General features: G+C 70.5%; 1 protein-coding gene (only partly in view). It reads left to right on the top strand.

The genetic code is table 11. The annotated features are described in order from the left end of the window. The first annotated feature begins 374 nt into the window (after window positions 1-374). Window positions 375-21,854: the beginning of a non-ribosomal peptide synthase/polyketide synthase gene (locus tag ACFVVM_RS13970; protein ID WP_387617373.1), read on the top strand. 22,986 nt of this gene lie beyond the right edge of the window; only the first 21,480 of its 44,466 coding nucleotides appear in the window; it begins with the start codon at window positions 375-377; the stop codon falls past the right edge of the window.

Below are 21,854 nucleotides of genomic sequence, written 5' to 3'. Positions count from 1 at the left end.
TCGCTGCGGGCTCAGCGGGGGTCCGGTGAGGATGTGAGAACGCAGACAAGCGTCAGCAAACTCGGGGCGGGGGGCTCACCTGGTCCGATGCCGCGTCGCTATGGATGTGGTTGGTTGCGGGGCGGGCACACCGGTAGATTGGTGCGATGGTTTGCGACGAGCACACCGGCGCTGGCGGCCGGACGATCACGAGCATGGTCTCGGCCGTGTAACGAGATCGGTCGAGCCGACAGATAGTGCCAATGGACATTTTTGCCTGATTGATTTCGAGAACTGAACCCGAGACGCAGGCGCCACGCTAGTTCTGGCTGGGGCGCCTGCGTTCCGGTGTCGTCGGGGAGCGCTGACTAGGTGTTCCGGAAGCGAGGTTTGGGTTGGACCGGCTGGATTTCGGCGGAAACGGCGAAACTGGTGACGGACGTGGAGACTCTGCGGAGTACTTCCCGCTCTCGCCCGCTCAGCTCGGTATCTGGTACGCGCAGCACGTCGACCCACAGGTGCCGATCAATATCGCCCAGTACGTCGATCTGCGTGGACACCTCGATGTCGCCGCACTCGAGCGCGCGAGCGCGGGCGCGGCGACCGACCTGGAGTCGGGCTGGCTGCGCATCGTCGAGGTGGACGGCGAGCCGAAGCAGACGATCGATCCGTCGCAGGACGCGACGCTGATCTATGTCGACCTGCGTGGCGAAGCCGATCCCGAGGCCGCCGCCGCCGAGTGGATGCGCGCGGAGTACAGCCGCCCGCTCGACATCGTCGCCGACCGCCTCGTGCAGGCCGCCGCGCTACAGCTCGACGACGAGCACTGGTACTGGTACGCCCGCGTCCACCACATCGTGCTCGACGGTTTCGGCGCCAACAATTTCGTCAACCGCACGGCACAGCTCTATACCGCCGAGGTCACCGGCACGCCCGCGCCGGAGAACAAGGCCACCGATCTGCGCTCGCTCTACGAGACCGAGATCGCCTACCGCGACAGCACCCGCTTCGAATCCGACAAGGCGCACTGGGCCCAGCGCGTGGCCGGACTGGAAGAGGGCAGCAGCCTCACCGGTCGGTCCGCGCCGCCCTCGCCGGTCAACGACATCACCAGCGCGGCCCTGACCCAGGCCCAGGACGACCTGCTCGCCGCGGCCATCGCTCGCCACGACAGCACCGCCGCGCCGCTGCTGATCGCCGGTTTCGCCGCCTACCTGGCCCAGATCACCGGCGCCGAGGACGTCATCCTCAGCCTCCCGGTCACCGCGCGCACCACCGCGGTCATGCGCCGCTCCGGTGGCGCGACCTCCAATATCGTGCCGCTGCGCCTGCGCGTCGGCCACGACACCACCGTGGCCGAGCTGCTGCGCTCGGTGACCACCGAGGTCTCCGGTGCGCTGCGCCACCAGCGCTACCGCCACGAGGACATCCGCCGTGATTCGGCGGGCGACGGCATGGTCTCCACCGAGTTCTTCGGTCCGTGGGTCAACATCATGCTGTTCGACAACCATCTGCGCTTCGGTGACATGGAGGGCACGCTCAACGTGCTCTCCACCGGCAGCATCGAAGACCTGGGCGTCAACTTCTATCAGTCGCACGGTGGCACCCGCTCCCACATCGACTTCGAGACCAACCCGAACCTGTACTCGGCCGCCGACGCGCGGACCCATCACGCCCGGTTCCTCGAGTTCTTCGATCGTTTCCTGGCCGCCGATGCCACCGAGCCGGTCTGGCGCCTGCCGGTCACCGGCGCGGCCGAGCTGGAACGCTCGCTGACCGAGTGGAACGACTCGGCGCACGAGGTCCCCGCGACCACCCTGCCCGCCCTGCTCGACGCCCAGTTCCCGCTGACCCCGGGCAGTATCGCCCTGGACTTCGAGGGCGAGACACTCACCTACGCCGAGTTCGGCAAGCAGGTCAACCGCCTGGCCCGCTTCCTGATCGCCGACGGCGTCGGCCCGGAATCGCTGGTCGCCCTTGGTATGCGGCGCTCGCTCGAGCTGGTCGTCGGCATGCACGCGGTGCTGCGAGCCGGTGGCGCGTACGTGCCGATCGACCCGGATCATCCGGCCGACCGCACCGCCTACATCCTCGAATCCGCGGCACCGGTCTGCGTATTGACCACCACCACCGACGATCTGGACCTCCCGGAGTCGGTGGCCAGGGTCGAGATCGACACCCTCGACACCTCCGCCTTCGCCGACACCCCGATCACCGACGACGAGCGCCTGTCCCCGCTGCGCCCGGACAACACCGCCTACGTCATCTACACCTCGGGGTCGACCGGCCGCCCCAAGGGCGTCGCGGTGACCCATCACGCGATCGTCAACCAAGAGCTGTGGATGCTCGACGAGTACCGGTTGACCGCCGACGACGTCTACCTGCAGAAGACCGCCACCACCTTCGACGTGTCGCTGTGGGGCTACTTCCTGCCGCTGATGGTCGGCGCGAAGCTGGTCATCGCCTCGCCCGACGGGCATCGCGACCCGCTCTACGTCGCGGACATGATCGAGCGGCACGGCGTCACCGTGACGGACTTCGTGCCGTCCATGCTCACCGTGTTCGTCTCGCACGCCACCGCGGCCCAATGTGCCACGCTGCGTGCGGTTTTCGTGATCGGTGAGGCACTGCCCCCGGAGACCGCCGCCGGGTTGCGCGCGATCTCCGATGCCGGTCTGCACAACCTGTACGGCCCCACCGAAGCCGCGGTCTCGGTGACCTACTGGGAGGCCACCGAAGCCGACACCGTGACGGTGCCGATCGGTATCCCCGAGTGGAATGTCGAAGTCTACGTACTGGATTCGCGCCTGCGTCCGGCCGCGATCGGTGCCCCGGGTGAGCTGTATCTGGCGGGCCGACAGCTGGCCCGCTGCTACCGCGGCCGCCCCGACCTGACCTCGGACCGCTTCGTCGCCAACCCCGTCGGCGGGCCGGGCGAGCGGATGTACCGCACCGGTGACCTGGTGCGCTGGAACGCCGAGGGCGTCCTGGAGTACATCGGCCGCACCGACTTCCAGGTGAAGTTCCGCGGTCAGCGCATCGAGCTCGGCGAGATCGAGACCGACCTGCTCGCGCATCCCAGCGTCAGCCAGGCCGCGGTGCTCGTGGTCGACACCGCCACCGGCCAGCAGCTCGTGGCCTACGTGGTGCCCGCGCCCGGCCAGTCCGCCGATCCGGCGACGCTGACCCGTTTCGTCGGCGAGAAGCTGCCCACCTACATGGTGCCCGCGTCGATCATGGTGCTCGCCGCGTTCCCGCTCAACACCTCGGGCAAGCTCGACCGCAAGGCCCTGCCCGAGCCCGTGTTCACCGCCGCCGCAGGCGGTTTCCGCGCCCCGCGCACCCCCGCCGAGCAGATCGTGGCGGGCATCTTCGCCGATGTGCTGAGTCAGGAGCGGGTCGGCGCCGACGACAACTTCTTCGAACTCGGCGGCAACTCGCTGGTCGCCACCCAGGTCGTCGCCCGCATCGGCGCCGCCTTCGGCATCCAGCTCGGTGTGCGCGCGCTGTTCGAGACCCCGACCGTGGCCGGACTGGCCGCGCGGGCCGAATCCGTCACGCCCGCCGAGGTTTCCACCCGGCCGCCGCTGGTCGCCCAGCCGCATCCCGAGCAGGTGCCGCTGTCGCTGGCCCAGCAGCGGATGTGGTTCATCAACCAGTTCGATCCCGCCGCGCCGACCTACAACCTGCCCTTCGTGGTGCGGATGAAGGGTCGCGTCGACGTCGACGCGCTGATCGACGCGCTCAATGACGTTGTGGTGCGCCAGGAATCGCTGCGCACGATCTTCCCCGACGCCGACGGCGGCTTCCAGCACGTGCTCGGCGCCGACGAATTCGACCTCGGCATCACGGTCACCCCGATCGAGCAGCAGCTGCTGCAGGCCGAGCTGATCGACTTCGCCTCCACCGGTTTCGACGTCACCCTGGAACTGCCGATCCGCGTGCGGATCTACCAGGTGACCGGCGGAACGACCAATGGCACACCGGAATTCGCGGTCGCCTTCGTGGTGCACCACATCGCGGCCGACGGCTTCTCCTTCGGCCCGCTGGCCCGCGATGTCGCCACCGCCTACCTGGCCCGCTCGGCGGGCGAGGCCCCGGCCTGGGCGCCGCTGCCGGTGCAGTACCGCGACTACACGCTGTGGCAGCGCGAACTGCTCGGCCTCGAGTCCGATCCGGCCTCGATGGCCGCGCGTCAGCTCGACTACTGGCAGCGCGCGCTGGACGGCCTGCCCGACCAGCTCGACCTGCCCAGCGACCGCCCGCGCCCGCAGCAGCAGAGCTTCCGCGGCGCGCGCGTCGGCTTCGAGATCGACGCCGACACCCACGAGCAGCTGGCCGCGCTGGCCCGCGCCAACGGCGTCACCCTGTTCATGGTCGTGCACGCCTCGCTGGCCGTGCTGCTGGCGCGGCTGTCGGGCACCACCGACATCGCCGTCGGCACCCCCATCGCGGGCCGCGGTGAGCAGGCGCTCGACGACCTGATCGGCATGTTCGTCAACACCCTGGTGCTGCGTTCCGATGTCGACCCGACTCAGCCGTTCGCCGAGTTCCTCGCCAGCACCCGCGACACGGACCTGTCGGCGTTCGCCAATGCCGACGTGCCGTTCGAGCGGCTCGTCGATGTGCTCAACCCCTCGCGCTCGCAGGCCCGTCACCCGCTGTTCCAGGTGGTCCTGTCGTTCCAGGAGATGTCGCACGGCACGCTCGAGTTGCCCGGTCTCACGGTCAATGCCGACGAGGTCGAGGTCGACATGGCCAAGTTCGACCTGCAGTGGACCCTGACCGAGGAGCACACCGGCACCGGCGCGCTGTCGGGCATGACCGGCGTGCTCACCTACGCGATCGACCTGTTCGATCAGTCCACCGTCGAGGAGCTGCTGCTGCGCTGGCGGCGCGTGCTCACCGCGATCCTGGCCGACCCGGCCGTCACCGTCGGCGCGATCGACGTGCTCGACGACGCCGAACGCGCCGACCTGGTCACCCGCGTGGGCGCGCCCGCCGCGGTCGCGCGCACCCTGCCGCAGCTGATGGCCCAGGCCGCCCGCGACACCGAGGCGACCGCGGTGGTGTTCGAGGGGACAGCTGTGTCCTACGGCGAGCTCGATCGCCGCTCGAACCAGTTGGCCCGCTTGCTGATCCAGCAGGGTCTCGGCGCCGAGGACTTCGTCGCCGTCGCGGTGCCGCGTTCGCTGGAGTCGGTGCTGGCGGTGTGGTCGGTCGCCAAGACCGGTGCCGCGTTCGCGCCCGTCGACCCGAACTACCCGGCCGACCGCATCGCGCACATGGTCACCGATGCCGGTGTGTCGGTTGGTCTCACGGTCACCGCCGAGGCGGGCGAGCTGCCCGGCTACGGCGAGGAGTCCGGCGTGCGCTGGCTCGAGATCGACGACATCGATCTCGACGACTTCTCCGACGCCCCCCTCGCGCCGCGGGAACTGGTGCGCCCCACCGATCCCGCGCAGCCCGCGTACCTGATCTACACCTCCGGTTCCACCGGTGTGCCCAAGGGCGTCGTGGTCACCCATGCCAGCGTGGCCAACTTCTGCGCCGAGCAGATCGACCTGTACTCGCTCGACTCCGACACCCGCGCACTGCATTTCGCCTCGCCCTCGTTCGACGCGTCGGTGCTGGAACTGCTGCTGGCGCTGGGTCGTGGCGGCACGCTCGTCGTGGTCCCGCCGGGCGTCTACGGCGGTGAGGAACTGCGCGACATCCTGATCACCGAGGAGGTCACGCACGCGTTCGTGACCCCGGCCGCGCTGGCCACCTTCGACGCGCGCGGCCTCGATCACCTGCGGGTGCTCGCGGCCGGCGGCGAGGCGGTCCCGCCGGAGCTGGTCGCCAAGTGGGCGGTGCGCCTGCCCAGTGGCTCGCGCCGCATGCTGGGCAACGTCTACGGCCCCACCGAGACCACCATCGCCTCCAACCTCAGCGAGGGCCTGATCCCGGGGGAGCGCGTCGTCATCGGCGGTCCCATCCGCGGCGCCCACTCGCTGATCCTGGACGATCGCCTGCGCCCGGTTCCGGCCGGTGTCGCGGGTGAGCTCTACATCGCCGGTGTCGGCATGGCGCGCGGCTACCACGCGCGGCCCGCGCTGACCGCCGACCGTTTCGTCGCCAACCCGTACGTGCCCGGTGAGCGGATGTACCGCACCGGTGACGTGGTCCGCTGGACCGCCGACCGCAATGTCGAGTACGTCGGCCGCTCCGACTTCCAGGTCAAGGTCCGCGGTTTCCGCATCGAGCTCGGCGAGATCGACTCGGCACTGGCCTCGCACGAGACCGTCGACTTCGCGGTCAGCATCGGCCACAAGAACAAGGGCGGCAGCACCTCGCTGGTGTCCTATGTCGTTGCGGTGCCGGGTCGTTCGATCGATGTCACCGAGCTCACCGACCACGTCGCGCAGCGCCTGCCCGCGTACATGGTGCCCTCGTCGATCATGGTGCTGGCCGCGGTCCCGCTGACCGTCAACGGCAAGCTCGACCGCCGCGCGCTGCCCGCGCCGGTGTTCGAGGTGCGCGAGTTCCGCGCGCCGACCACGCCGATCGAGCAGATCGTCGCGCAGGTCTTCGCCGACGTGCTCGAACTCTCGCGCGTCGGTGTCGAGGACGACTTCTTCGAGCTGGGCGGCAACTCGCTGATCGCCACCCAGGTCGCTTCCCGCATCGGCATCGCGCTGGACACCCGTGTCCCCGTGCGCATGCTCTTCGAGGCCCCCACCGTCGCCGCGCTGGCCGCGCGGGTGGAGTCCCAGGCCGGTGACGGCGCGCGCAAGGCGCTGGTCGCCCGCGAGCGGCCCGAGCGGGTGCCGCTGTCGCTGGCCCAGCAGCGGATGTGGTTCCTCAACCGGTTCGACACCGGGTCCGCGGTCAACAACATCCCGGTCGCGATCCGGCTGTCCGGCGAGCTCGATGTGGCCGCGCTGCAGGTCGCCGTGATCGACGTGATCGACCGGCACGAGTCGCTGCGCACCGTGTTCCCCGAATCCGGTACCGGTCCCGTGCAGGTGGTGCTGGACGCGGCGCAGATCGTGCCCGACCTCACCCCGTACCGGGTCACCGAGGACAACCTCATCGACCACCTGATCGACCTGGCGTCGATGGCCTTCGACGTGACCAGCGAAGTCCCGCTGCACGCCCGGCTTTTCGAGATCAGCGAGACCGAGTACGTGCTCGGCATGGTGGTGCACCACATCTCCGCCGACGGCTGGTCGATGGCGCCGCTGTCGCGCGATGTGATCGTCGCCTATGCGGCGCGCACCTCGTGGGAGGCGCCGACCTGGGCCGAATTGCCGGTCCAGTACGCCGATTACGCGCTGTGGCAGCGCGAGGTGCTCGGTTCCGAGGACGATCCGACCTCGCTGATCTCCTCCGAGATCGACTACTGGGCCCGCGAACTCGCCGATCTGCCCGACGAACTGGTGCTGCCCGCCGACCATCCGCGCCCGCCCGCGGCCACCTATCGCGGCGGCACCTACAGCTTCGTCATCGCCAGCGAGACCCAGCGCGCCCTGGTCGAGTTGGGCCGTCGCTACAACGCCTCGCTGTTCATGGTCATGCACTCCGCGCTGGCCGTGCTGCTCGCCCGCGCCAGCGGGACCGCCGACATCGCCATCGGCACCCCGGTGGCAGGCCGTGGCGACCAGGCGCTCGACGATCTGGTCGGCATGTTCGTCAACACCCTGGTGCTGCGCACCGAGGTGGACGGCGCCACCGGCTTCGCGACGCTGCTCGACCAGGCCCGCGAAACCGACCTGCAGGCGTTCGCGCACGCCGATGTGCCGTTCGAGCGGCTCGTCGAGGTGCTCAACCCGGCCCGCTCGCAGGCGCGTCATCCCCTGTTCCAGGTGATGCTGTCGTTCCAGAACACCAAGCAGGCCTCGCTGCAGCTGCCCGGCCTCTCGGTCAGCGGCATCGACTACGACGCCCAGCTGGCCAAGTTCGACCTCCAGCTCACGCTCACCGAGGTGCAGGACACCGACGGCGAGGCCGGCGGCATGTCGGCCGAGTTCTCCTACGCGCTCGACCTTTTCGAGGAATCGACCATCGCGGCGTTCGCCCGCAGGCTCGACAACATCTTCGCCGCGATCGTCGCCGATCCCGAGGTGGCGGTCGGCGACATCGACCTGCTCGCCCCCGAGGAGCACGCGCAGGTCCTGGTCGACTGGAACGACACCGCCCGCGCGGTGCCGGAGGCGACTCTGGTCTCGCTGTTCGACGCCCAGGTCGAACGCACCCCGGACGCCGTCGCGCTGGTCTTCGAGAACGAGACCCTGACCTACCGCGACCTGCAGGAGCGGGCCAACCGTATCGCCCGCAGGTTGATCGCCGACGGCGTCGGCCCCGGTTCGCATGTGGCGCTGGCGATCCGGCGCTCGACCGAGCTGGTCGTCGCCATGTACGCGGTGCTGCAGGCGGGCGCGGCGTACGTGCCGCTCGATCCCGATCAGCCCGCCGATCGCATCGGCCACATCATCGAGACCGCGCAGCCGCGCCTGGTGCTCACCAGCCGCCGCGACAACTTCGAGGCCGACGGTGTCACCGTGCAGGCGGTCGAGAACATCGAGAACCCCGCCGATTTCAGCGGTGCCCCGATCACCGATGCCGAGCGCGTCAAGCCGCTGCGGGCGACCAATACCGCCTACGTGATCTTCACGTCGGGTTCGACCGGCCGTCCCAAGGGCGTCGCGGTCGATCACGCCGCGATCGTCAACCGGTTGCTGTGGATGCAGCACGAGTACCCGATCGACGCCGCCGACGCGGTGCTGCAGAAGACCCCGGCCACCTTCGACGTGTCGGTGTGGGAGTTCTTCTGGCCCTTGCAGACCGGCGCGCGCCTGGTCGTCGCCAAGCCCGACGGCCATCGCGACCCGGTGTACCTGGCGCAGGTCATCTCCGAACGTGGCATCACCACCGCGCACTTCGTGCCGTCGATGCTGTCGGTGTTCGTCTCTACGCTGGGCAGCAACGGCAATGGCAGCGCGGTGCGGCTGCGTCAGGTGTTCGCCTCCGGTGAGGCGCTGCCCGCGCCCACCGCGCAGCGCCTGCGTGAGCTCACCGGCGCCCGCCTGCACAATCTCTACGGCCCCACCGAGGCCGCGGTCGACGTCACCTATCACGAGGTCGTCGACACCGATGTGGAGTCGGTGCCGATCGGCCGTCCGGTGTGGAACACCAAGGTGTTCGTGCTGGATTCGCGGCTGCACCCGGTGGCCCCCGGTGTCGCGGGTGAGCTGTATCTGGCGGGCGATCAGCTCGCCGTCGGTTACCTCAACCGGGCCGACCTCACCGCCGACCGTTTCGTCGCCAACCCCTACGGCGCGGCCGGTTCGCGCATGTACCGCACCGGTGACCTGGTTACCTGGACTCGCGACGGTGAACTGAACTACCTGGGCCGCACCGACTTCCAGGTGAAGCTGCGTGGTCTGCGCATCGAGCTCGGCGAGATCGAGGCCACCCTGCTGGCCCAGCCGGGTGTCGCACAGTCGGTCGTCGTGGTGCGCGCCGACGCGCATGCCGGTGACCAGCTCGTGGGTTACCTGGTGCCGCAACCGGATTCGGGTCTGGATGTGGCCGCGGTGAAGGCGGGCGTCACCGCCGAGCTCCCGGCCTACATGGTGCCCTCGGCACTGGTCGTGCTGGATGCCTTCCCGCTCAACGCCTCCGGCAAGCTCGATCGCAAGGCGCTGCCCGCACCGGTGTTCGAGGCCAAGCAGTTCCGCGCGCCCTCGACGCCGATCGAGGAGATCGTCGCCGAGATCTTCGCCGATCTGCTCGGCGCCGACCGGGTCGGCGTCGACGACGACTTCTTCGCCCTCGGCGGCAACTCGCTGGTCGCCACCCAGGTGGCCGCGCGGCTGAGCAAGGCGCTCGACGCCGAGGTCGGCGTGCGCACCCTGTTCGAGGCGCCGACCGTCGGGGCGCTCGCGGCCCGCGTCGAATCGCACGCGGGCACCGGTGTGCGCACCGAGCTGACGGCCCGGCCGCGCCCGGAGCATCCGCCGCTGTCGCTGGCCCAGCAGCGGATGTGGTTCCTCAACCGCTTCGACCTCGCCGACGCCGGGGACACCGGCACCTACAACATCCCGGTCGCGGTGCGCCTGCAGGGCCTGCTCGACCTGCCCGCCCTGCGCGGCGCGGTCGCCGATGTCATCGCCCGGCACGAGTCGCTGCGCACCGTCTACCCCTCCCATGACGGCACCGCCTTCCAGAAGGTGCTCGCCGCCGCGGTCTCGATCCCCGATGTCGAACTCGTCGAGGCCGACGAGACCGACATGGCGGCCTCGCTCTACGAGTTCGCCCGCCGCGGCTTCGACGTCACCGCGAACGCGCCTGTGCGCCTTCGGGTCTACGAACTGAGCGAGCGCGAGCATGTCCTGGTGATGGTGGTCCACCACATCGCCGCCGACGGTTTCTCGCTGCGCCCGCTGGTGCGCGACCTGATGACCGCCTACGTCGCCCGCACCGGCAATGCCGAGCCGGGCTGGCCGCCACTGGCCGTGCAGTACGTGGATTACGCGCTGTGGCAGCGCGAAACCCTCGGCGACGAGGACGATCCCACCTCGCTGATCTCCGAGCAGCTCGACCACTGGCGCGGCGCGCTGGCCGATCTGCCCGACGAACTGCGCCTCGGCCACAAGTCGCGGCCCGCGCAGGCCAGCTACCAGGCGGGCACACACCGCTTCGAGGTGCCCGGCGAGCTCGTCGAGGCACTGAACCGGGTCGCGCACGAGCACGGCACCACCCTGTTCATGGTGGTACACAGCGCCTTCGCCGCGCTGCTGTCGCGGCTGTCGGGTACCTCCGACATCGCCGTCGGCATCCCCGTCGCGGGTCGTGGTGAGCAGGCGCTCGACGACCTGGTCGGCATGTTCGTCAACACCCTGGTGCTGCGCGCCCAGGTCGATCCGGCGGCGGCCTTCACCGAGCTGCTCGGTCAGGTCCGCGAGAACGATCTGGCCGCCTTCGCGCACGCCGACGTGCCGTTCGAGCGCCTCGTCGAGGTGCTCAACCCGGCCCGTTCGCAGGCGCGCCACCCGCTGTTCCAGGTGATGCTCTCGTTCCAGAACCTGGGCCGCACCACCCTGGAACTGCCGGGCCTGACGGTCTCGGAGCTGGGCATCGACCAGCACACGGCCAAGTTCGACCTGCAACTCGCGCTGAGCGAGGTCCCGGCCGACGACGACAGCCACATGGACGCCGAACTCGTCTACGCCACCGACCTTTTCGACGCCGGATTCGCCGCCACCTTCGGCGCGCGTCTGCTGCGCGTGCTCACCGCCGTCGTGGCCGATCCCACGGTCGCCGTCGGTGACATCGACCTGCTCGATCCCGCCGAGCGCACCCTGGTGCTCGACCGCTGGAACGACACCGAATTCGCCGTCGACGCCGCGCTGAGCACCCCCAGCGACGACGACCCGGCCACCCTCAACGCCCTGTTCGAGGCGCAGGTCGCGCGCACGCCCGACGCGACCGCGCTCACGTTCGAGGGGACGAGTCTGTCCTACGCCGAGTTCGCGGTGCGGGTGCGTCAGCTGGCGCGCTGGCTCAAGGACGCCGGGGTCGGCCCGGAATCGTATGTGGCACTGGGTATGCGGCGCTCGATCGACCTGCTGGTCGGCATGTACGCCGTGTCCGCGGCCGGTGGCGCGTACGTGCCGCTCGATCCCGATCACCCGGCCGAGCGCATCGAGCACATCCTCGAGACCGCGCAGCCGGTGTGCGTGCTGACCGCCGGGGAGTCGCTGCCCGCGGCCGCCGGGCGCGAAGTGCGCATCGACGAGCTCGATCTGTCCGGTCATTCGAGCGCGCCGGTCACCGATGCCGACCGGCATCGTCCGCTGCGCTCGGACAACACCGCCTACGTCATCTTCACCTCCGGGTCGACCGGTCGGCCGAAGGGTGTGGCGGTCAGTCACGCGGCGATCGTCAACCGCCTGGTGTGGATGCACGCCGCCTACGGCCTGGCCGCCGACGACGTGGTGCTGCAGAAGACCCCGGCCACCTTCGACGTGTCGGTGTGGGAGTTCTTCTGGCCCCTGCAGGTCGGCGCGCGCCTGGTCGTCGCCAAGCCCGACGGGCATCGCGATCCGGCCTACCTGGCCCGGCTGATCGCGGCCGAGCAGGTCACCACGGTGCACTTCGTGCCGTCGATGATGGCCGTGTTCGTCACCGAACCCCTTGCCGCGGACTGTGTCTCGCTGCGCAATGTGTTCGCCTCCGGTGAGGCGCTGCCCGCGCCCACCGCGCAGCGCCTGCGCGAGCTGACCGGCGCCGCGCTGCACAACCTCTACGGCCCCACCGAGGCCGCGGTCGACGTGACCTATCACGAGGTCACCGACGCCGACACCGACACGGTGCCGATCGGCGCCCCGGTCTTCAACACCCGGCTCTACGTGCTGGATTCGCGCCTGCGCCCGGTTCCGGTGGGTGTCGCGGGTGAGCTCTATCTGGCGGGCGTGCAGCTGGCGCACGGGTACGTCGGTCGACCCGACCTCACCATGGACCGCTTCGTCGCCGACCCGTTCCACGCCGGCGAGCGCATGTACCGCACCGGCGACCTGGTCACGTGGACCGTCGACGGCGAGCTGGAATACCTGGGCCGCACCGACTTCCAGGTGAAGCTGCGCGGTCTGCGCATCGAACTCGGTGAGATCGAGTCGGCGCTCACCGCGCTGCCGTCGATCGCCCAGTCGGTGGTCGTGGTCCGCGCCGACGAGCACACCGGTGATCAGCTGGTGGCCTACGTGATCCCGCAGCCCGGTGCCACCATCGACACCGATGCGGTCAAGGACGCGCTCGGCACCGAGCTGCCCGTGTACATGGTGCCCGCGGCCTACGTGGTGCTGAACGCGTTCCCGCTCAACGCTTCCGGCAAGCTCGATCGCAAGGCGCTGCCCGCGCCGGTGTTCGCCGCGAAAACCTTCCAGGCGCCGGTCACGCCCGTGCAGCAGATCGTCGCGGCCACCTTCGCCGAGGTGCTCGGCGTCGGTCAGGTCGGCCTCGACGACGACTTCTTCGAACTCGGCGGCAACTCGCTGATCGCCACCAGGGTGGCGGCCCGGCTGTCGGAGGCACTCGACACCCAGGTGCCGCTGCGCGCGCTGTTCGAGGCTTCGACGGTGGGCGCGCTCGCGACCCGCGTCGAGACCTCCACCGGTCGCGGCGGTCGCATCCCGCTGACCCCGCGTCCGCGCCCGGAGCTGGTGCCGCTGTCGCAGGCCCAGCAGCGGATGTGGTTCCTCAACCGCTTCGACAACCGCACCGCGGTCAACAACATCCCGGTCGCGATCCGGCTCACCGGCGAGCTCGATGTCGCCGCGCTGGAAGCGGCCATCGCCGACGTCACCGCCCGGCACGAGACCCTGCGCACCTTCTACCCGGAGGTCGAAGGCGCCGGGTACCAGCAGATCCTGCCCGCCGACGAGGTCCGCTTCGCGCTGCCCGCCCAGCCGGTCGCCGCCACCGATGTGGTCGACCGGGTGGTCGAGCTGGCCGGTGTGCACTTCGACGTCACCCGCGAGGTGCCGTTCCGCGCGAGTCTGCTGCGCATCGAGGAACGCGGCGCCGTCGCCGGTCGCACCGAACACGTGGCCGTGCTGGTCATGCACCACATCAGCGGTGACGGTTTCTCGCTGCGGCCGCTGCTGCGTGACGTCGTCGTCGCCTACACCGAGCGCGCCCGCGGCGAGGTCCCGGCGTGGGCCCCGCTCGAGGTGCAGTACGCCGACTACACGCTGTGGCAGCGCGAGATGCTCGGCGAGGAGACCGATCCCGAGTCCGTCGCGGCGAGCCAGATCGCCTACTGGACCGAGCAGCTGCGTGATCTGCCCGACCAGCTGGAGCTGCCCGCCGACCGGCCGCGCCCGGAGATCGCCACCAATGCCGGTGACCTGCACCGGTTCACCATCGACGCCGAGCTGCACCGCGGGCTCACCGAGATCGCCCGCGCCCGCGGCGTGACCCTGTTCATGGTGATGCACGCGGCGCTGGCCACCTGGGCCGCGCGCCTGTCCAACAGCACCGACATCGCGATCGGCACCCCGATCGCCGGTCGCGGCGAGCGCACCCTCGACGACCTGGTCGGCATGTTCGTCAACACCCTGGTGCTGCGCAGCGAGGTCGACCTGGGCGGGCGCTTCGGCGATCTGCTCGAGCAGGTCCGCAAGGTCGACCTGTCGGCCTTCGCCAACGCCGACGTGCCGTTCGAGCGGCTCGTCGACGTGCTCAGCCCCACCCGCTCGCAGGCGCACCACCCGCTGTTCCAGGTGGCGCTCACCTTCGAGGCGGCCACCGCCGCCGACACCGGCACCGTCGCGCTGCCCGGTCTCGACCTCGATGTCGTCGACTTCGACCCGGGCACAGCCAAATTCGATGTGCAGCTCACCGTGGGCGAGGCCGCCGACGGCTCGCTGGCCATGTCGTGGAACTACGCCACCGATCTGTTCGACGTCGAGACCGTCGCCGCCTTCGGTGACCGCCTGGTGCGCATCCTGCGCAGCGTGGCCGAGGACCCGGACGTGATCGTCGGCGACATCGACCTGCTCGGTGAGGCCGAACAGCGCGATGTCGCCCAGCGCTGGGTGTCCTCGGGCGCCGACGCCATCGCCCTGCCGGTGATCCACGACGCCAGCACCCCGGCCGGGCACCGGCGCGGGCTGTTCGGCAACAAGCACACCACCCTGGTCGACCTGTTCGACGCCGCGGCCGCCGCCCATCCGGACCGCATCGCCGCCAAGTTCGGGGTCGAGTCGCTGACCTACGCCGAACTCGACCGGCGCGCGAATGTTCTGGCGCGCAGGCTGATCGACGACGGCGCGGGCCCGGAGTCCTTGGTCGCGGTGATCCTGCCGCGCTCGCTGGACCTGGTCGTCGCGCTGCTCGCCGTGGTCAAGACCGGTGCGGGTTATGTGCCGGTCGACCCGACCTACCCGGCCGAGCGCATCGCCTACGTGCTCGAGGACTCCCGGCCCACCAGCGTGGTCCTGGATTCCACCGTCCAGGTGACGGTGCCGACGCACCTGCCCTCGGTCGTGCTCGACGGTTTCGCCGTGGAGACCGGCAACATCGAGGACGCCGACGACGCGCCGATCACCGACGCCGACCGGCTGGCCCCGCTCTCGCCGGACAACGTCGCCTACGTCATCTACACCTCGGGTTCGACCGGCCGCCCCAAGGGCGTCGCGGTCGCGCACCGCAACGTGGTGCGCCTGTTCGCCAACACCGACCGCGATTTCGGCTTCGGCCCGCGCGATGTGTGGACGCTGTTCCACTCCTACGCCTTCGACTTCTCGGTGTGGGAGCTGTGGGGCCCGCTGCTGTTCGGCGGCTCGCTGATCGTGGTCGACTACTACACCTCGCGCTCGCCCGAGCAGTTCCTGGAACTGCTGCGCGTCGAGCAGGTCACCGTGCTCAACCAGACGCCCTCGGCGTTCTACCAGCTGGCCGAGGCCGACCGGAACGCCGGACCCGGCCTCGAGCCGCTGGCGCTGCGCTACGTGGTGTTCGGTGGCGAGGCGCTCGAACTGCGTCGCCTCTCGGATTGGGTCGCCCGCCACGGCGACAGCTCGCCGACGCTGGTCAACATGTACGGCATCACCGAGACCACGGTGCACGTGTCGTTCCGCGCGCTGGACGCGAAAACCATTGCCGCCGCGGCCGGTTCGGTCGTCGGCCGGGCCATCGCGGGCCTCGGTGTCTACGTGCTCGACAACCGGCTGCGCCCCGTGCCGGTCGGTGTCGCGGGTGAGATGTATGTCGCCGGACCGCAATTGGCGCGCGGCTACCTCGGCCGTCCCGACCTGACCGCCACTCGCTTCGTCGCCAACCCCCTGGCCGGCCCGAACCAGGGCGGCTCGCGGCTGTACCGCTCCGGCGACCTCGCACGCTGGAACCGCTTCGGCGAGCTCGAATACCTCGGCCGCGCCGACGATCAGGTCAAGGTCCGCGGCTTCCGCATCGAGCTCGGCGAGATCGAAGCCGCCGTGCTCGCGCAGCCGGGCATCGCCCAGGCCGCGGTCATCGTGCGTGAGGATCTGCCGGGTGATCAGCGGATCGTCGCCTACGTCGTAGCCGAGGGCGAGCTCGTCCCCGATCTCGACGTGGTGCGCACCGGTGCGGCCGAACAGCTGCCCGCCTACATGGTTCCGGCGGCGCTCGTGCGCCTGGAATGGATCCCGCTGACCGTCAACGGCAAGCTGGATCGCCGTGCCCTGCCCGCCCCGGCCGTGCAGGCGCGGGCCTTCCGCGCCCCGGTCACGCCGGTGCAGGAGGCCGTCGCGGCGGTCTTCGCCGATGTGCTCGGTCTGGACCGGGTCGGCGTCGACGACGACTTCTTCGACCTCGGCGGCAACTCGCTCATCGCCACCCGCGTGGTGGCCCGCATCGGCGCCGCGCTCGGCGCGACCGTGCCGGTGCGCGCGCTGTTCGAAGCCTCGACCGTGGAAGCCCTTGCGGCACGGGTGGAATCGCACACCGGTGGCACCGCCCGCGCGGCGCTGGTCGCTCGCGAGCGCGCCGAAGGTGAACTGGTTCCGCTGTCGTTCGCGCAGCAGCGGATGTGGTTCCTCAACAAGTACGACACCACCTCCGCCGCCTACAACCTGCCCGTCGCGATCCGCCTCACCGGCGAACTCGACATCGAGGCACTGTCGTTGGCGCTGGCCGACCTCGTCCGCAGGCACGAGTCGCTGCGTACCCGCTACCCCGAACATGGTGGCACCCCGGTGCAGCAGATCGTCGCGGCCGAACGCATCTCGCTGGATCTGCGACCGGTCGCGGTCGCGCAGGACGAGCTGTTCGGCACGGTCACCGAGTTCGTCTCCACCGGTTTCGATGTGGCCGAACAGGTTCCGCTGCGTGCCCGGCTGTTCCGCGTCGCCGCGGCCGAGAACGGCGCGGACGGATCAGGCGCCAACGAGTCCGGGACGGCCGGTCGCATTGCGGCCACCGGATCCGCTGCGGCCACCGAGCACGTTCTCGTCGTCGTCGTGCACCACATCGCCGCCGACGGTTTCTCCATCGCACCGCTGACCCGCGATGTGATGCGCGCCTACACGGCCCGCGCTCAGGGCACCGCCCCCGGCTGGGCTCCGCTGCCGGTGCAGTACGCCGATTTCGCCATCTGGCAGCGCGCTGTGCTCGGCACCGAGGACGACACCGACTCGCTGATGTCGCGCCAGGTCGGCTACTGGCAGTCCCAGCTCGCCGGCGTCCCCGACGAACTGACCCTGCCGTTCGACCGGCCGCGTCCGGCCATCGCCTCGCTGCGCGGCGCGACCGTGCACCGCGAACTCTCGCCCGAGCTGATCGCCAAGCTCGACGAAGTGGCCCGCCGCCAGGGCGCGTCGCTGTTCATGGTCATGCACACCGCGCTGGCGGTGCTGCTGGCTCGCCTGTCCGGCTCCGACGACATCGCCATCGGCACCCCGATCGCGGGCCGTGGCGAGCAGGCCCTCGACGACCTGGTCGGCATGTTCGTCAACACCCTGGTGCTGCGCACCGGTGTGCGCCCGGCCGAGTCGTTCACCGACCTGCTCGAGCAGGCCCGCAAGACCGACCTCGACGCCTACGGCAATGCCGATGTCCCGTTCGAGCGCCTGGTGGAACTCCTCGCGCCCGAGCGCTCGCAGTCGCGCAACCCGCTGTTCCAGGTGATGCTGGCCTTCCAGAACCTGGACCGCACCACCCTCGAACTGCCCGGCCTCGCGGTCTCCGCGCTCGACCTCGACGAGAGCGTGGCCCGCTTCGATCTGCAGTTCACGCTGTCGGAGCTGGGTGAACCCGGCAGCGGCGGTATGGCGCTGGCACTGAACTACGCCACCGAACTGTTCGACGAGGACACCGTCGCCGGCATCGCCGTGCGCTGGCAGCGCGTGCTCGAAGCGGTGGCCGCCGATGCCGCGATCACGGTCGGCGCGATCGACGTCCTCGATGCCGCCGAGCGGTCCGACCTGGTGTTCCGCGTCGGCAAGCCGCCGGTGCCCGCGCGCACCCTGCGTCACCTCCTGACCGAGGCCGTCGACCGGAACCCGACCGGTCCGGCCGTGGTGTTCCAGGGGACGAGCGTCTCCTATGCCGAGCTCGACGAACGCTCGAACCGCCTGGCGCGCTTGCTGATCGCCGAGGGCATCGGTGCCGAGGACCTCGTCGCGATCGGCGTTCCCCGCTCGGCCGACTCGGTGCTGGCCGCCTGGGCGGTCGCCAAGACCGGTGCCGCCTTCGTCCCGGTCGACCCGACCTACCCCGCCGACCGCATCGCCCACATGGTCACCGACTCCGGTTCGCCGCTCGGCATCACCGTCGCGTCGGTGCTCGGCGGACTGCCCGACATCGCACCGCGTGCCGCCGACAGCTCGGATGCTCCCGCGGCAGGCTGGCTCGTGCTCGACGAGCTCGACCTCGCCCGCTTCGACGGCGGCCCGATCGCCGACTCGGAACTGGTCCGCGAGACCAGCCCCGAGCAGCCCGCCTACGTCATCTACACCTCCGGCTCCACCGGTGTGCCCAAGGGCGTCGTGGTCACCCACGCCGGTCTGGCCAACTTCGGCGAGGAACAGGCCAAGCGCTACGCCCTCGACACCGACACGCGCGCACTGCATTTCGCCTCGCCCTCGTTCGACGCCTCCATCCTGGAACTGCTGCTGGCCCTGGCCCGCGGCGGCGCGCTGGTCGTGGTCCCGCCGGGCGTCTACGGCGGCGACGAGCTGTCGGAACTGATCCGCACCGAGCGGGTCACCCACGCCTTCATCACCCCCGCCGCCCTGGCCACCTTCGACCCCAGCGGCCTCGACTCGCTGCGGGTGCTGGTCGCCGGTGGCGAAGCGGTACCCGCCGATCTGGTGTCGAAGTGGGCGGTTCCGTTGGCGGACGGCACGACTCGTGCCTTCCACAACGGTTACGGCCCCACCGAGACCACGATCATGACCAACATCAGCGACGCGCTGACGCCGGGCGAGCTGGTCACCATCGGTGGCCCGACTCGCGGCATGCGCTCGCTGATCCTGGACGCCCAGCTCCAGCCCGTCCCGGTGGGTGTCGCGGGTGAGCTGTACCTGTCGGGCATCCAGCTGGCCCGCGGTTATCACGCCCGTGCCGGGCTCACCGCCGACCGGTTCGTCGCCGACCCGTTCGTCCCGGGTGAGCGGATGTACCGCACCGGTGACGTCGTCCGCTGGACCGCCGAACGCACGGTCGAATACGTCGGCCGCTCCGACTTCCAGGTCAAGATCCGCGGCTTCCGCATCGAACTGGGCGAGATCGACTCCGCCCTCGCCGCGCACGAGACCGTCGACTTCGCCACCACCCTCGGCCACAAGAGCACCGCGGGCGCGGTTTCGCTGGTCGCGTATGTGGTTGCCACGCCGGGCCATTCGATCGATGTCGCGGCGCTCACCGCGCACGTCGAGGATCGCCTGCCCGCCTACATGGTGCCGTCCTCGATCATGGTGATCGACCGGGTGCCGCTGACCCCGGTCGGCAAGCTCGACCGCAAGGCGCTGCCCGAGCCGGTGTTCGCCACCGAGGTCACCTTCCGGGCCGCGCGCACCTCCATCGAACAGACCATCGCCGAGGTGTTCGCCGAGGTCCTCGGCGTGGAGCGGGTCGGTGTCGACGACTCGTTCTTCGCCCTCGGCGGCGATTCGATCGTCTCCATCCAGCTCGTGTCCCGGGCCAAGGCGCGCGGCGTGCTGTTCACCCCGCGCCACGTCTTCGAGCAGCGCACCGTCGCCGGACTGGCCTCGGTGGCCGAAACCGCCGATGTGGCAGCGGCTTCCGCGGCCGCGCTGGCCGAGCTGCCCGGCGGCGGCGTAGGTGAGATGCCGCTGACCCCGGTGGTCCGGTTCATGGCCGAGCGGCCCGGGTCGTTCGACCGGTTCAACCAGACCATGGCGCTGGAACTGCCGGTCGGCATCGATCGCGCGGGCATCGCGGCCACCGTCGGCGCGGTCATCGACCGCCACGACATGCTGCGGGCGCGCCTGCACCGGGTCGACGGCCGCTGGATCGTCGACACCGCACCGGCCGGTGCTGTCGACGCCGACGCGCTGATCGACCACAGCACCTTCGACGCGAACGTCACCGACGCCGAACTCGTCGAGATCGCCTCGGCCGCACTGGATGCCAGCCTGGACCGGCTCGATCCGGCCGCGGGCATCGTGGTCCGCTTCGTGTGGCTCGAGCCCACCGCGGCCAGTTCCGCGCCGGCGGTCTCGCTGCCCGGCGCCGAGGACACCGCGGCGAAGACCACCGACTCGGCGCGGGCCGGGCGACTGATCGTCGTCGCCCACCACCTCGTGGTCGACGGCGTCTCCTGGCGCATCCTCGTTCCCGACTTCGTCGCCGCCTGGGGTCAGCTCTCCGCCGGTCAGCAGCCCGAGCTGGTCGCCCCGGCCACCTCCATGCGGGCCTGGGCGCACGCGCTGGCCGACGAGGCCCGCGCTCCCGAGCGCGCCGCCGAACTCGACTTCTGGCGCGCGGTCGTCGACACCCCCGATCCGCTGCTCACCGAGCGGCCGATGGACCCGGCCGTCGACGTCTCCGGCGTCATCGAGAAGCTGCCGGTCGAGGTGTCCGCCGAGGTCACCAAGGCCCTGCTCACCACCGTCCCCGCCCTGTTCCACGGCGGCGTCAACGACGGCCTGCTCACCGCGCTGGCCCTGGCCGCCGCCAAGTGGCGCGCCACCCGCACCGGTACGGCCAACGCATCGGGCAACGGTCGCCGCGACTCGCGGACCGACAGCGACGCGCTGCTGGTCCGGCTCGAGGGCCACGGTCGCGAGGAGGAGATCGCGCCCGGCGCCGATCTGTCCCGCACGGTCGGCTGGTTCACCGCGATCTTCCCGGTCCGCCTCGACCTGGCCGGGATCGATCTCGACGCCGCGCTCGCCGGTGGTCCGGCGCTGGGCCAGGCCGTCAAGGCGGTCAAGGAACAGCTGCTCGCCGTGCCCGACAAGGGCATCGGCTACGGCCTGCTGCGCTACATGAACGCCGAGACCGCCGCGGAGCTGCCCGCCCAGCTGCCCGGCCAGATCAGCTTCAACTACCTCGGCCGCGTCGCCGATTCCGATGTGCCCGACGCCCTGCGCGGCTTCGGCTGGATCCCCGCGCCCGAACTGGCCGCCCTCGGCGGCGCCTACGACGCCGACATGCCCGCCATGGCGCCGCTGGACGTCAACGCGATCGTGGTCGGCGACAAGCTCAGCGCCAACATCGGCTACCCGAGCACGCTGCTCGGCGCGGCCGAGGTGCGCGAGTTCGCCGACCTGTGGGTCACCGCGCTGGAAGCCGTTGCCCGCCATGCCAACTCCGCGGGCGTCGGCGGTCACACGCCGTCGGACTTCGCGCTCGTGCGCGCCACCCAGCGCGATATCGACGGCTGGGAGCAGCGCTACCCCGAGCTGACCCAGGTGTGGCCGCTGGCCGCCCTGCAGGCCGGTCTGTTCTTCCACGCCCGCCTGGCCGCCACCTCGGTCGACGTCTACACCGCGCAGGCGGTCCTGACGCTCACCGGCCGCGTCGACGCCACCCGTCTGCGCGCCGCCGCCCAGGCCCTGCTCGACCGGCACGAGACCCTGCGCACCGCGTTCGTCACCGACCACGACGGCAATGCCGTCCAGGTCGTCCTCGACACCGCCCGGGTCGCCTGGACCGAACACGACCGCACCGAATCGGGCGAGTTCGCCGACCTCGTCGAGGCCGACCGCAACGCCCGCTTCGACCTGGCCGCTCCGCCGCTGATCCGGTTCACCCTGATCCAGGTCGCCGAGCACGAGTGGCGCTTCGTGGTGTCCAACCACCACATCCTGCTCGACGGCTGGTCGACGCCGCTGGTCATGCGCGACCTGCTCGCGCTCTACGCCCTGCACGGCGAC

This window comes from Nocardia sp. NPDC058176 (genome assembly GCF_042883805.1).
Taxonomy (GTDB): Bacteria; Actinomycetota; Actinomycetes; order Mycobacteriales; family Mycobacteriaceae; genus Nocardia.
The sequence above is the reverse complement of the archived record's forward strand: the minus strand, read 5'-3'. Positions and strand labels throughout refer to the sequence as shown.